This window comes from Streptomyces sp. NPDC004435 (assembly GCF_042873895.1).
Classification (GTDB): Bacteria; Actinomycetota; Actinomycetes; order Streptomycetales; family Streptomycetaceae; genus Streptomyces.
The window spans coordinates 258,816-272,289 of sequence record NZ_JBIAMB010000001.1 but is presented as its reverse complement, the minus strand read 5'-3'; the positions used below and the strand labels follow the sequence as shown (position 1 = coordinate 272,289).

Sequence of the window (13,474 nt, the reverse complement as noted above, 5' to 3'; positions counted from 1 at the left end):
CAGGAGCGCGGGTCTCGATCCGGATCACCGTCCGAAGAGACCTGCGCCCCTGCCGTCCAGGAGCTCTAGCGCCTCCTCCCACCGGAAGCGGTCCGCTCCCCCGCCCGCCTTCGGCCGGTGCGGCTCGTACGACCCGACCAGCACGCCCATCTCCCGCAGCTGGTTCAGGCTCCGGTCGTACGCCGGGTGTGCGGCCATGGCTGCGTTCACGTACGGCAGGACGACCGTCGGGATGCCCATCCCGTACGCCTCGCACAGGATGCCCAGCGCGAGGGTGTCGGCGATGCCGGCGGCCCACTTGTTGATCGTGTTGAAGGTGGCCGGCGCGACGGCGATGGCGTCGGCGGGCGGGAGGGGGCGCGGGTCGCCGGGGCTGCGCCAGGCCGAGCGGATCGGGTAGCCGGTCTGGGCCTCGATCGCCTTGGTGTCGAGGAAGCCGAGGCCCTGGGGTGTGGCTACGACGCCGACGCCCCAGCCCTGCTCCTGCGCGGCGGTGATCAGCCAGTGCGCGTCGCCCGCGATGCCGGCGGCGCAGACGACGACGTAAAGGAACGGCTGTGCGCTCACGCGGGGACTCCCAGTCGGCGGCTGAAGTGGTGGAGCTCGGGCAGCGTACGTCTCCGATCGCGGGCAGCCATGTCGGCGACCAGGTCGCGGACGGCGGGACGGCGTACGTCCTGGGCGGCGCAGGTCTCGGCGATGCGGAGGGCCTGGTAGCCCTCGGCGAGGCGGCCCTGCTGGTTGTAGGCACGGGCGGCCTCGACCCACAGGGCCGCCCGGCGTTCGGGGACGGGGATGTGACGGCGCATGAGGGGCGCGGCGGTGTTCAGGGCGATGCCGGCGTCACCGAAGGCGACCGAGGCGCTTACCGCATGGAGGGCAACGTTCGTGGGGCTGAAGTTGGCCCAGGCATCGGGTCGGTCGAGTGCGACGTAGCGGGCGATGTCCCGGGCCTCGTCGAGGAATTCGCGGGTGGCGGCACGATCGCCGGCCGTGCTGGAGGCCGTCACGCCTCGCAGGAGGAGGAGTCCTACGGCCGCGAGGTAGCGCGGGGAGCGCTGGTCGTATGAGCCAGCGAGCTGGCCCGCGGTGTGCCGGACCAGGGTGACGGCCTGGGCGGTGTGCTTCTCGCGGGTCAGGACGTGGGCGTGGACGCGGACGCTGGAGGCGAGAACGACCGGGTCGCCACAGCGTTCTGCTTCGGCCGTGGCACGGCCCACGGCGAGCCAGGCGTTGCCGTGGTCTCCCTGCTTGAGCAGCAAGCTCGTGGAGGTCTGATAGGCCGTGGCCAGGAGCCCGGCCATCACAGCATCGCCCTGGTGATCGCCGGCAGCTTCGCGCAGGTCGGCAATGAGGCTGGGAAGAGTCGCCTCCAGCGCTGCGTAGTCGCAGGTGTGGAAGAGGCGCCGGGCCTCGGCGACCCGTGACTCCAGGGGCTCCTGATCCATGCCGTCCATTCGGGCGGAAGCCGTGCGTGGGCTCGGGAGAAGAGCCCGGACGAGGTCGTCGTGGGCAACCGTGGCAGGTGCGGTGGGAGCTGCGAGGGACGCGATGCTCGCGGCGAGGAAGGTGCGGCGGCGCATGTCTTCTGTCTCAGGGTCGTCGGTCGGTTCTACGGACGGGTCGGATTCACTCAGGCCGAGGAGGCGGAGAGGAATGCCGAGTTCGGCCGCGACAGCGCGTAAAACCCGGGTGTCCTCCGTGCCCCGCCCGCTCTCCAGGCGGCTGAGCTTCGACTGGTGATAACCCATTGCGGTGGCGACGTCCGCCTGCGAGCGGCCGGTGCGCTGCCGGGCCCGTTTGATCGTCTCGCCGATCCTCTCGGCCTCGGTCCTCACGTCTGCCATCCATGCCCTTCCGTCCGCGTCGAGCATGCCCTCCGGACGCAGCGTAGGCGAGCGGTACGGGGGCGTCATGCAGCTTCTGCATAGACGATGCGGTGCAGGCACAAAGCATCGCGAACGACGAGTCTTGCGCGGTTCCTTGGGGTGGTCGATCCGAATCCCGGAGGCCGCTCGTGGAAGCGCACCAGCTCACCTTCACTCTCCTGCCGACACCGGTCGCCGTGCCCACGGCACGACGCCAAGTGCGGCAGGCCATAGCCACCTGGCCGGCCATGCCCGCGGCGCAGGAAGCCGTCCACACGGCCGAGCTGGTCGTCAGCGAGCTCGTCACCAACGCAGTCCGTTACGCAGGCCATCAGCCGATCAGCGTCGTGGCCCACTTCTCCGACGCGGTTCTGCGGGTGGAGGTCAGCGACGGGAGCCGCACTCCGCCGAAACCCGCGCTGCCGGACGAGGACAGCGAGGGCGGACGCGGTCTCTTCCTCATCGGCGTGCTCGCTGACCGCTTCGGCACAGCGCTGACGGAGTCCGGCAAATGCTGCTGGGCCGAGATCGACATGGCTGCCCCACCTCAGGCCGAGGTCGCTGCCGCCTTGTCCCTTCCTACACAGAGGAGTGGTACGTGAGTACCCGAGTACCCGCCGTCACGTCCCAGGTGATCGCGATCCGACCCGGCCGGCCCCTTACCGGTGCGGTGGCAGTCGACGGTTCGAAGAACGCCGCGCTCCCGCTCGTCGCGGCTGCGGCGGCGCTCCTTCGCCCCGTCCGCCTCGACAATGTGCCCGCCAGCTCCGACGTCCGGACGCTGCTCGACCTGCTGCGGCGGGCGGGCTGGAACACCGCCCATCCGGTCGGTGACAGCCACACTGTCCTCGTCCTTCCCGGCGAGGCGGCCCCTGCGCCCGACGGCCTGCGTGAGGCCGCCTCCAGCATCCGCGCCTCGTACTACCTCGTCCCCGCTCTGATCGCCCTGTGCGCCCGGGCCCGGCTTCCCTGGCCGGGCGGATGCCGGATCGGCGACCGCGGGATGGAGCAGCACTTCAAGGTGTACGAAGCCTTCGGCGACCGCGTCCGCGTGGACGATCGCGGGTACGTGGTCGAAGCCGGCAGGGCGGTCCGTGGCACGGTGTCGCTGGTCCTGCCGTTTCGCTCGCGCGGGGCGACGATCGCTGCGGTGCTGCGGGCCGTGGTCGCAGGTGTGCCGCTGCGGCTCGGGCAGCCGAACCTCTCCCCGGAGGTCCTCTGCGTGCTGAGCGCGCTGGCGGCTGTCGGGTACGAGTATCGTGCCGGCGAACGCGTCCTCACTCTCGCCCCTCCGTCTTCTGCTTCAGAGGACGCGCCCGTCTGGAAGGTACCGGGCGACAAGATCGAGGCCGGGACCCTGGCCTGTGCCGTGGCAGCCACCGGCGGCACCGCGCGGATCGAAGGTGTCCACGGATCCGACGTCGCACCGCTGATCGCAGCGCTGAACCGGATGGGCATCCCCACGTCCGAGGAGCCCGAGGCACTGATCGTCCAGGGTCGGGCCACCCAGCCGACCGGCCGCCCCCTCCGGGCCATGGCCACCCTCGCCCCCAACGGCCTCGACGCCGACTTCGAACCGCCGCTGCTCGGGCTCGCTCTGAGCTTCCCCGGTACTCACCTGTTCTCGGACCCGATCAACCCTGGGCGCCACAGCAACCTCATCCCCCAACTCGTCCGCATGGGCGGGGAGATCACCGAACTGTCCTCGACCGAATGCCGCTTCACCGGGCCCCAGAGACTGACGGGGGCCGGAGTGGAGGCGACCGACATCCGCACGGGGTCGGCGCTGATGGTCGCAGGGCTCACCGCCCGTGGCGTCACGACGCTCGGCGGGGTCGACCAGATCCGCCGCGGCCACGCCGACCTGCCTGGCAAGCTCCTCGCCCTCGGTGCCGACATCTGCGAGGTCACCCCATGACCACCGCCAGACATCTCCAGCGGATCATCGCCACCACAGACTTCCACTCGGCCTTCGACAACGCCGTACCGATGCTCGCGTACCTGCACGCCAGGAGGCACGACAGCTTCGTCGTCGACTGCGGGGACTTCTTCGAGGGCACCGGCTACTACCGTCTCGGTCAGGGCCGCATCGAGCGAGACGTCCTGGTCGGTCTCTACGACGCCGTCGCCCCGGGCAACCACGGATGGGCCCATTACTTCGAACCCGACCTCCACGACATCACGGTGTGCGCCAACGCCGTCGACGCCAAGGCCGGCGACCCGCTCTTCCGTCCGACTCGCCTCGTACGCGTCGGCACCCGCCGCGTCGCCGTCACGGGTGTCATCGGGCCCCAGGCGTTCAACGCCATCCCTGCCGAACAGCGCGCCGGACACCGGGTCACCGAACCCGTCCAGGCCCTGCGCGAGCTGATGCTGACCCATCACCACCGGGCCGACTCCTGGGTGGTGCTCAGCCACTCCGGGTTCGACGAGGATCTCAAGTTGGCTGCTGCCTGCCCGTTCCTGAACGTTGTCTTCGCCGGGCACTGTCACAGTGATCGGCCAGAACCCGTGCCCGTGGGAGACACGCTCGTCCTCAAGGGGGGTGAACTCGCGGCAGGGTACGCGCTGGCCGAGCCCGTGGGCACGGGCTGGTCCGCCCAGGTGGGATCGTTCCCGCCGGCAGCTGGCCTCCCCCGCGAGCTATCCCCCGTACGGGAGGCCGTCGACGCCCTCCACGGGGGACTACGCACCCCGATCGGTCCGCTCCGGACCCCGTACGCGAGGGGCCTGCTTGACCGTCACGCACTGCTCACTGACGTCGCAGGCTGCCTCCACAGCGGTCTGGGCGTCGAAGCCGTCCTGCTGAACGAGACCGCACTTCGATCTCCCCGGTTGGAGACCGTACTCACGCAGGGCGACCTCCTGGCCATCGAGCCCTTCGACAACCAGCTCGTCCACGCCCACGTGCCGGAGCGCTTCCTCACAGACCCGGCGGCCCTGCTCGCCCACCTCACCACACAGACGGGCCTGGTCGTGTCCGCGCCCTGTCCCCTGCCCGACCGCCTGCCGACCGTACTGACCACCGGCTATCTCGCCGACGCGTACCTCGGAGGCCGTACCCGGCAGGCCGGCATCCGCCTCAGCCAGGCCGTGCAGCACACGCTCACTGATGGAGACTCCCGATGATCCTCACCGGCCCCGAGATCACCCAGGCCGCGGCCGACGGCCGCATCCGCATCTCCCCGTTCGAGCCGACGCAGGTGAACCCGAACAGCTACAACGTCCGTCTCGGCGGGACCCTGCTCACGTACACCGGACACGCCCTGGACGCCCACCGGCCGAACGCCACCGAGTCGATCGAGATCGCTCCGGACGGCTTCGAGCTCCAGCCCGGCCAGCTCTACCTCGGCCACACCACCGAGGAGGTCGGCTCGGACACCTTCGTACCTCTGCTCTTCGGCCGCTCCTCGGTCGGCCGCCTCGGCCTGTTCGTCGAGATCACCGCTCCCATCGGGGACATCGGCTTCCACGGCCAGTGGACGCTCATGCTCTCCCCGATCCGGCCGCTGCGCGTGTACCCGGGCATGCGGATCGGCCAGATCATGTTCTTCGTGTCGGTCGGCCCGGTGGCGCTCTACGCGGGCAAGTACCAGTCGTCCGCCGGCCCGCAGCCCTCCGCGTACTGGCGGGACCTCGCCGCTCTCGGGGCGGTGGCCTCATGATCCTCACCGGCCCCGCCATCGCCGCCGCCAGGGCCGCCGGTGAGATCGCCATCGAGCCGTACGAGCCGCGGAGGATCTCCCCCAACGCCTACGACTGGCGTCTCGGCGCCACCCTCCGCTTCCACGACGGCTCCTTGGACGCGGCGAGGCCGACCGAGTTCCAGGAAGTGCCGATCCCCGAGTCCGGGTACGTGCTACGGCCGGAGGTCCTCTACCTGGGGACGACGTATGAGCGGACCGGCTCCGAGGCGTACGCGCAGTTCCTCAACGGCGACCGAACAATCGGCGCGCTCGGCATCTGGGTCCACGTGTCCGCTCCCCTCGGGCACCAGGGCCACGCCATCCGATGGACTCTGGAGATCCGGGCGAGCCGACCGGTCCGGGTCTACCCGCGCATGACGTTCGGCAAGTTGGTCTTCCTCCAGGCCCTCGGCGCCACGGCCAGCTACCAGAACCACGGCCTCAAATACAGGGCCAGCCAAGGCATCGAAACGTCCCGCCTCTACGAGGAGAACCCGGGAGACCCCGCGTGAACCCCACCGTCGTCACCGCCCTCGACCTGCCGTTCCCGAGCCCCGGCGGAAGCGTCGAGCTCTTCCTGGACCTCTACACCGGCCGCGTTCCCCTCCTGCCCGCCCGGGCCTTCATGCTCACGCCCGAGCGCAGGGGCCCGCGGCCGCCCATACCGGCGGGGCTGGAGCTGGTGCAGGCGCCGGGAAAGTGCCTGACGGGGTACGCCTTCCGCCGCTACGTCGCCACCCTCCAGCGAGTCCTAGCCGAGGCGGTGGATCCGGGCGACGCCGGAGTCCTGCATCTGCAGCACCTGGCCTTCGGTGCCACACCGGCTCTGCTCAGAGCCTTCCCGAAGCTCCCACGGATCGCCCTGGTCCACGGGACAGACCTTCTCTTCGCCGAAACGCACCCCGAACAGTTGGCCACCCTGCGCGAGGCAGCCTGGGCCGCCGACACGATCGTGGTGCCGACAGGAGCGATGGCGGACCGACTGATCCTCCTCGCCCCCGACACCCGGCGCCGCAAGATCGAGAAGATCCCCTGGGGCATCCCCGACCACCTCATCGCCGCCCCTCCCCCGAGGCGCCGGAACCGGCCCTCCAGCCACCTGCGGATCCTGTACGCCGGCCGCCTCACCCCCGAGAAGGGCTTCGACACCCTCCTCTCAGCCCTCCCGCTCACCCAGTCCGCCGAGCTGTCCATCGCCGCGCCCCGCGCCGAATTCCACGCCCTTCGCCCCCGTCTCCACCAGCGCGGAGTACACGTCCACTACCTCGGATGGCTACGCAGGCCACAGCTCTGGAGGACCTTCGCCGACCACGACGTGCTGGTGATGCCCTCCACGACGCTGGAGGCCATGGGTCTCGTGGCGCTCGAGGCCCAGGCATGCGGCCTCCCCGTCCTCTACCAACCCGTTCCCGGTCTCACCGAGGCACTGGGCGGCACCGGTCTCGCCACCGACTTCGCCGACCCGCACGCCGTCGCCCGCGAACTCGACCGCCTCCGCACCAACCCCGGCCTCCTGTCGGCGCTCCGCACGGCCGGCACCACCAACGCGGCCCGCTTCCCCCTGAGCGCCACCGCCGAAGCCCTCGCCGAGCTCGGCAGGCGACTCACCTGATCACCCGTGGCGCACCCCCACCATGACCGGCCGTCTCACTACGATCGGAACACCATGACGCTCGACATCCCGCGCATTGAGCAGCTCCTCCAGGACGGCGTCCGCGACCGGGTCTACCCGGGAGCCGTCTGGGCCGTCGGCAACGCCTCCGGTACGACGGCAAGCGGGGCGGTCGGCCTCCTCGACCCGACCCGCCCCGACGAGCCGATGCGGCTCGACACCGTCTTCGACATCGCCAGCCTCACCAAGATCGTCGCTGTGTGGGCCGTCATCGGCACCCTCGTCGAAGAGGGCAAGCTCCAGCTCCACACCCCGCTCGGCATCTTCTGGCCCGAGGCCACTGGCCACCCGCTTGCCCAGGTCACCACCCACGAGCTCCTGACCCACACGGCTGGCCTGCCTCTACGTGCCAACCTCAAGAACCTGTACGGCACCGACCCCCAAGACATCCGCGACGGCGTCCTCCATGAGGCCCTCCATCGCGCCCCCAGCGAGGCCGTCGAGTACACCGACCGAGCCGCCCTGATCCTCGGCTACCTCGCCGAATACCTCGCCGGTCAGCCCCTCGACGTCCTGGCGGCCAGCCGCATCTGGGAACCCCTCGGCATGACCGAGACCCGCTTCGGCCCCCTGCATCCGGATTCGGTCGCCCGCTGCGCCCCCACCGAACTCGACGAGGAAACCGGCACCCATCTCAAAGGCACCGCCCACGACTTCTCCGCCCGCCTCCTCGGCGGCACCTGCGGCATCGCCGGCACCTTCTCCACCCTCGCCGACCTCGGCCCCTTCCTCCGCCACATGCTCGCGCCGGCGCAGCTCGCCTTCGGCCCAGGCTGGATCGCCGAGTCCCTCCGCATCCGCACCGGCGAACTCACGCCGCCCCGTGGCCTCTTCTGGCACCCGGCCTCTGGCACGGATCTCGGGGAGGACGTCTGGGTCCACTACGGCTTCACCGGCACCGGCATGTGGATCAGCCCGAAGCAGCAACGCTGGGCAGCCCTCCTCACCAACAAGCTCTACTTCACCCGCGACCGGGAACCGCTGACGGGTATCCGAAACAGCTTCCGATGCACCACGTTCCCCTGACCTCTCAAGTAGCGACGCGGGTAGTCAAGCGCTGGTACGTAGAAGCCGACCACGCTTCTGCCCGACCGGGCTGAGCAGCAGAAAAGCGTAGCCGCGGGGCTCCAGCCGAACCCCAGAGGTGGCGGGCGGAGGACATCCCAGCCACGGTCGCAGTCGGTGTCTGTCAGATCTTGTCGGCTCCAGCCGCCAGCGCTTTCCTCGCCCGCGAGGTCATGGCGGCTTCCTGGCCAGGGAAGCCGCCATGACCGCCACGATTGTCAGCCCCGTGATGCATGCTGGGTCAGTCACCAACGGGGGAGGAATCGTGCTTGACGTCCCTGCCACATTCCTGTCGAGGGGTCCACGCTCTGATCGGAAGAGCCGGCTGGCTCCAGAAGACCGTGGGCGCTTCTGCACCGACTGCGTACTGTGCGGCCAGCCGCTAGTGCCTGGTCGGCAGAGGTTCTTCACTGTCGGCGCAGAGAATGGCTGGCCACTGGCCTGGCACACTCCGACCGAAAGCACGACGTGCGTCCCCGGAGTCATTCCCACGCCGGTCACTCTGGCCGCACTCATGCCGGGCAACCACATCATGGGACCCGGCGGCACACCCATGCTCGTCCATGAGTGCACTCGGATCCGCAAGCCGAATCAGCCGCCGTACTACCGACTCCGTACCGGCAGTTCCGCACCCGTGTACCTGCACCGCGCGCATTTCTTCCTCGTCCCCGACGCAGACGATCTGGCTCACCTGAAGGAGCAAGCAGGTATAAATCGGGTAAACATGTCGCCGGACAACGGATTCCTCTTTCCCACGCGCGATTCGCTGAGCATCAGCCTGGAGAAGATCGACCGCCTCACGCCAAGCCAGTTTGAGCAGTTCGTGTCCGGCCTTCTCGAGCGATCGGAATGCTCGATCACTCGGCGCGGTGGCCGCGCCAACGACATGGCAGCCGACGTTCTCGCCACCAACCACGACGGGGTCTACATCGCGGTCCAGTGCAAGCACACCCGAACTGGACGAAACGTGGGCGCTGCGACCATGTACGAGGTGAACGGCACAGCCACCCCTGAGCACGGGGCAAAGGTTGCGCTCGTAGTAACCAATGGCGGATTCACGAAGTCAGCACTGGCCTTCGCCCAGAGGCACGAGATTCGAACCGTAGGTAGAGACGAGCTGGCGAAGTGGGCCGACGGATCCCTCACCCTGGCCGACATCCTTGGCGAGGCATATGTCGACTACTGACAGTGATGAGGAAGCCCCCACTGCGCCATATAAGCGGCCGGCCTGGGATTGAAAGCGCCTGCGGAGTGGAGATCCCTGCCCCTCCTGCGAGCAGGAGGGGCAGGGATCTCCATCACCTCTTCGCCTCAGGGGACACACTCGACCGATGGGGAAGAACTACGATGAGCGGGGCCTCTGGGAGTGGGGGCGCCCTGGGAGCGCGCTTGTCGGAGGCCCTCGCTAGGTTTGAAGGACTAGTCACCGAGGGAGGCGTGGACGATGACTGCCAGCGCCGACCATCTAAAAGCGCTGCTCAGCGCCCATGCCGAAGGTGACGATGACCGCTTTTACAGCATCGCCCTCCAGGTTGTCGCGAAGTCTGCACGTCAGGGGCATACCCGGCTCGCGACTGAGCTTCGGGAGTTGATCGACGCATCCCGCGCCCAGAAGATCATCCGCCATCCGGCGCCCACTCCGGTGGTGCAGCCGCGCGGCGAACTCGCGAACCTGCTGACCGCGGACTACCCAGACATCCGTCTGTCAGACATGACACTTGCGGACGACGCTCAGGCATTGCTGGAGAAGGTCCTGCACGAACAGCGGCAGCGAAGCAGGCTGGAGCGATTCGGCTTCACCCCAGTGCACCGCCTCCTACTGTCCGGCCCCCCAGGAACCGGGAAAAGTATGACTGCGGCTGCACTGGCAAAGGAGCTCGGGCTGCCGCTGTTCACGATCCGCCTGGATGGCTTGATCAGCCGTTTCATGGGCGAGACGGCCTCCAAACTCCGGTTGATCTTCGACGCTGCGGCAGAGAACCGCGCCGTCTACCTCTTCGACGAGTTCGACGCCCTGGGAGCGGACCGCGCAGCAGGTAACGACGTTGGCGAAGCCCGCCGAATTCTCAACTCCTTCCTTCTCTTCCTTGACCAGGCCCCCGCCGAATCACTCGTCGTGGCCGCCACTAACCACCGCCATCTGCTCGACGGAGCGCTGTTCCGCCGTTTCGACCTTGCGATCCTGTATGCCCCGCCCTCCCCTGACCAAGCGATCGAGGTTCTTAGGCGAAGGCTCGCCGCGATGGACACCTCCGCTGTAGCGTGGCCTGACCTAGCCGCTCTCACTGAACGGCTGAGTCATGCAGAACTGGTCAAGGCGTCCGAGTCGGCCGCCAAACGGGCGATTCTGGGGGACAGCGACGTGATCAACGCCCGGCACCTCAGGGAAGCTCTAGAAGAAAGGCATTCCCTGCGCCATGCCTGAGGGCCCTGCACCACGCGCATCCCACCTGCTTGTCCCCTGGCCCGCGCGGACCCTCACCCCCAAACCTCCAAGAGCAGGGGGCGGCGCTAAGACCATCGTCGATCGTTCCGGCAGTCGGGCTGATCATGCTCGAAAGCTCGCAGGGGACCTCACTGCGGCTCAGACAGCCGCTCACATCGAACAGCACGCGACACCGTCGGCCCTCCGCGCCGACGGGTTCGCAGTTCGCATCGAGGCAGCGCCGAACGCGGAACTCAAGCTCGACTCCCTGGACAGCTCCGGCCTGTCACTGATGAGCGTGCGTCCTGCTACCGAGACTCACTCGCAGGATGCCGTGGTGTGGATTCCAGACGGCGCCGCCCCGGGCTTTCTGAAGAAGATCCGCCAGTTCACCGAAGACACCCGCCGCGGGAAGCCCAAGAACAACGCGCTGGTTGCCAACATCGAAGAGATCGAGCAGGCCACCATCCAGAGCCTGTGGCAGGAAGAGGAACCGCTTCCAGGGCTGGATACAAGGGCATGGTGGGAGCTGTGGTTTGACCCCAAGCTCACCGACGCCGACCAAGTTGAGACCCTCCGCGCCTTGGCCGAGGCCCACGGCTGGCCGATGCTGCGCCGCAGCATCGGCATCGGCCAGTTCCGCGTGGCACAGGTCAGCACTACCACGCGCGAACTCGCCAGGGTGCTGACCACCAACGCCTGCCCCTCCGAGATCCGCAAGCCCACCTTCGCCGAAGAACTCCACAGCCGAGAGCTGAGAGATCTTCACCATGGCTTCGTCCTCGATCTCGCCGATCGGCTGCGTCCCGCAGGCCCAGGAGCGCCGGCGGTGACCTTGCTAGACACCGGCATCGACCAGGAACACACACTGCTGCGTGCCTGTATCGCCGGAGCTCACAGCGTTATCGAGGGAGAAGGACCTGACGATAATGCTGGCCACGGGACCCAGATGGGCGGCATTGCCCTGTTCGGCGACGCTCTCGAAGGGGCACTCAACTCACTCGGGCCTGTTCCACTGGAACATCACCTCGAGTCCGTAAAGATCTTGCCGCGCTGGGGTAAAGGCCAGCCTCGCCCATTCGGCGAGGTCACCGCAGTCGCCGTGGCTACAGCGGAAACAGCCCAGCCCGAGCTTCCTCGCAGTCGCGTCTATTCCATGGCTGTGACCGTGGAATCCGGGGATGGCATGGGCGGTACCGACGGCACCGCCACCTTGTGGTCCGCGTCCCTGGATGCCCTGGCAGCCGGCACGGACGTCGTCGTCACCGACGACCGGCTTGACTTGATCGGAGCACCGGAGCCCGAACTGGCACGACTGATCGTCGTCTCGGCTGGCAACATCCGAGATCACCGCGCAGCCGACCTCGTGAACTCCGACGGAAGCATCGATCACCTCACTCTGTGCGATACATCCCGCATTGAGGACCCGGCACAAGCGTGGAACATCCTGACCGTGGGCGCTTACACGGAACGCAATGACGTTCCTACAGACCCGAGTTTCGAGGGGTTCCGTCCGGTAGCCGCCCCCGGCGAGCTCTCTCCGCACAGCCGAACCTCCGTGCAGTTCCCCGAGGCAACCCCCATTAAGCCGGACATCGTCATGGAGGGCGGCAACCTTCTCATCGACGCCGGCCTCACCCAAGTCACTGGCCACGACGTTGTGCAGCTGACCACCACGGACCGCAGCAGCCTCGGTCGACACCTGACCACTGTTCATGCGACCAGTCCAGCCACTGCCCAAGCCGCCCGCCTCGCGGCCCTCGCGTACGCCCGATATCCCGACCTACGACCGGAAGCCGTCCGGGGCCTACTCGCCCATGAAGCTGAGTGGACCCCGGCCATGGTGGAGGGCGTCTACAACCGCAACGGACGCCGCAAAGGAAGTGCAGGCAAGCTAGCCCGCACACTGCTGCGCCGCTACGGCTGGGGCGTCCCCACAGAAGAACGGGTCCTGGCGAGCACCACGAACGCAGTCACCCTGATCGTCCAGAACTCCCTGATACCGTTCCGTCGCGCCAGCACGTCGATCCAGCTCGGTGAGCTCAAGCTCCACGAGCTGCCGTGGCCCCGCGAGCAACTGCTCGAACTCGATGCAACAGATGTCAAGCTGCGCGTGACGCTCTCCTACTTCGTCGAGCCCAACCCTGGCCGCCGAGGCATGCTAGGTCAGCACACCTACGCCTCGCACCGTCTGCGGTTTGCCCTCAAGGGACCTACCGAGACCGTGAAGGCGTTCGAACAGCGCATTGCGCAGCACGCCCAGGCCGAGGATGACGCCCGTACCAGGATCCAGCCCTTCGACACCGATAACGACTGGCTGATCGGCCGGACCAACCGTGACCGCGGCTCCCTGCACGCGGACATCTGGCGGGGGACCGCCCGAGACCTAGCCGACTGCGGCGTCCTCGCGGTCTTCCCCGCTGGCGGCTGGTGGAAGTACCACAACAGCAGCGATCGCATAGGCCGCTCAGTACCCTACGCGCTCCTCGTTTCCCTGAGCACGCCTGAGGTTAGCGCCGACCTCTATACCCCGACCGCGGTCCAGCTCGGTGTCCCCGTCCCTGTTGAGATCAGCAACGCGGTGGAGACTGAGGCGCCCGTCGACATGCGTCTGTTCTGATCGCTCAGACATGGCATCGCACCCGCTGCTTCCCCGCATTACAAGGCAGTCTGGGCCATACCACTGGGCATCCGTCGCAGGAACGGGTGCCCATGACGTCGCAGCACCAGGCATCGCAGGCCATGCTGGTGCGCTTCC

12 protein-coding genes are annotated in these 13,474 nt (G+C 68.1%); 10 read left to right on the top strand and 2 right to left on the bottom strand.

Going from position 1 to position 13,474, the window contains the following annotated elements; genetic code table 11:
- Positions 1-24 precede the first annotated feature (24 nt).
- Together ACFYT9_RS01210 and ACFYT9_RS01205 are read right to left on the bottom strand one after the other, a co-directional pair.
- Complete coding sequence (locus ACFYT9_RS01210) at positions 25-567, bottom strand: flavoprotein (RefSeq protein ID WP_389160157.1); 543 nt, start codon at positions 565-567, stop codon at positions 25-27.
- A complete protein-coding gene (locus ACFYT9_RS01205) occupies positions 564-1,847 on the bottom strand; it encodes a helix-turn-helix domain-containing protein (protein WP_389160155.1) in 1,284 nt (427 codons plus the stop codon). The genes ACFYT9_RS01210 and ACFYT9_RS01205 overlap by 4 nt, the downstream gene beginning before the upstream one ends.
- A gap of 170 nt (positions 1,848-2,017) precedes the next feature.
- Here ACFYT9_RS01205 and ACFYT9_RS01200 point away from each other — a divergent pair, with 170 nt between their 5' ends.
- From ACFYT9_RS01200 to ACFYT9_RS01155, 10 genes are all read left to right on the top strand, one after another.
- Positions 2,018-2,470 (top strand): ATP-binding protein, encoded by a 453-nt coding sequence (locus ACFYT9_RS01200; RefSeq protein ID WP_362177279.1) that lies wholly within the window; start codon positions 2,018-2,020, stop codon positions 2,468-2,470.
- Positions 2,467-3,786 (top strand): UDP-N-acetylglucosamine 1-carboxyvinyltransferase, encoded by a 1,320-nt coding sequence (locus ACFYT9_RS01195; protein ID WP_359713161.1) that lies wholly within the window; start codon positions 2,467-2,469, stop codon positions 3,784-3,786. The genes ACFYT9_RS01200 and ACFYT9_RS01195 overlap by 4 nt, the downstream gene beginning before the upstream one ends.
- Complete coding sequence (locus ACFYT9_RS01190; RefSeq protein WP_359713164.1) at positions 3,783-4,997, top strand: bifunctional metallophosphatase/5'-nucleotidase; 1,215 nt, start codon at positions 3,783-3,785, stop codon at positions 4,995-4,997. The genes ACFYT9_RS01195 and ACFYT9_RS01190 overlap by 4 nt, the downstream gene beginning before the upstream one ends.
- Positions 4,994-5,533, top strand: coding sequence for a dCTP deaminase (gene dcd, locus ACFYT9_RS01185; RefSeq protein ID WP_359713167.1), 540 nt, complete (start codon positions 4,994-4,996; stop codon positions 5,531-5,533). Before ACFYT9_RS01190 ends, dcd begins: the two co-directional genes overlap by 4 nt.
- Positions 5,530-6,066 carry a deoxycytidine triphosphate deaminase gene (locus ACFYT9_RS01180; RefSeq protein ID WP_389160153.1) on the top strand — a complete coding sequence of 179 codons (537 nt, stop codon included), beginning with the start codon at positions 5,530-5,532 and terminating at the stop codon, positions 6,064-6,066. Before dcd ends, ACFYT9_RS01180 begins: the two co-directional genes overlap by 4 nt.
- Entirely contained in the window at positions 6,063-7,166 is a 1,104-nt protein-coding gene (locus ACFYT9_RS01175) for a glycosyltransferase family 4 protein (protein WP_359713173.1), read from the top strand. Before ACFYT9_RS01180 ends, ACFYT9_RS01175 begins: the two co-directional genes overlap by 4 nt.
- A 54-nt stretch (positions 7,167-7,220) precedes the next feature.
- Entirely contained in the window at positions 7,221-8,252 is a 1,032-nt protein-coding gene (locus tag ACFYT9_RS01170; protein WP_362177272.1) for a serine hydrolase domain-containing protein, read from the top strand.
- 553 nt (positions 8,253-8,805) lie between these two features.
- Positions 8,806-9,477 carry a restriction endonuclease gene (locus ACFYT9_RS01165; protein WP_359713177.1) on the top strand — a complete coding sequence of 224 codons (672 nt, stop codon included), beginning with the start codon at positions 8,806-8,808 and terminating at the stop codon, positions 9,475-9,477.
- A gap of 258 nt (positions 9,478-9,735) precedes the next feature.
- Positions 9,736-10,716: an ATP-binding protein gene (locus ACFYT9_RS01160; protein WP_359713180.1), complete on the top strand. Its 981-nt coding sequence runs from the start codon at positions 9,736-9,738 to the stop codon at positions 10,714-10,716.
- A 292-nt stretch (positions 10,717-11,008) separates the two neighbouring features.
- Positions 11,009-13,336 carry a S8 family peptidase gene (locus ACFYT9_RS01155; protein WP_359713183.1) on the top strand — a complete coding sequence of 776 codons (2,328 nt, stop codon included), beginning with the start codon at positions 11,009-11,011 and terminating at the stop codon, positions 13,334-13,336.
- Positions 13,337-13,474: the final 138 nt, after the last annotated feature.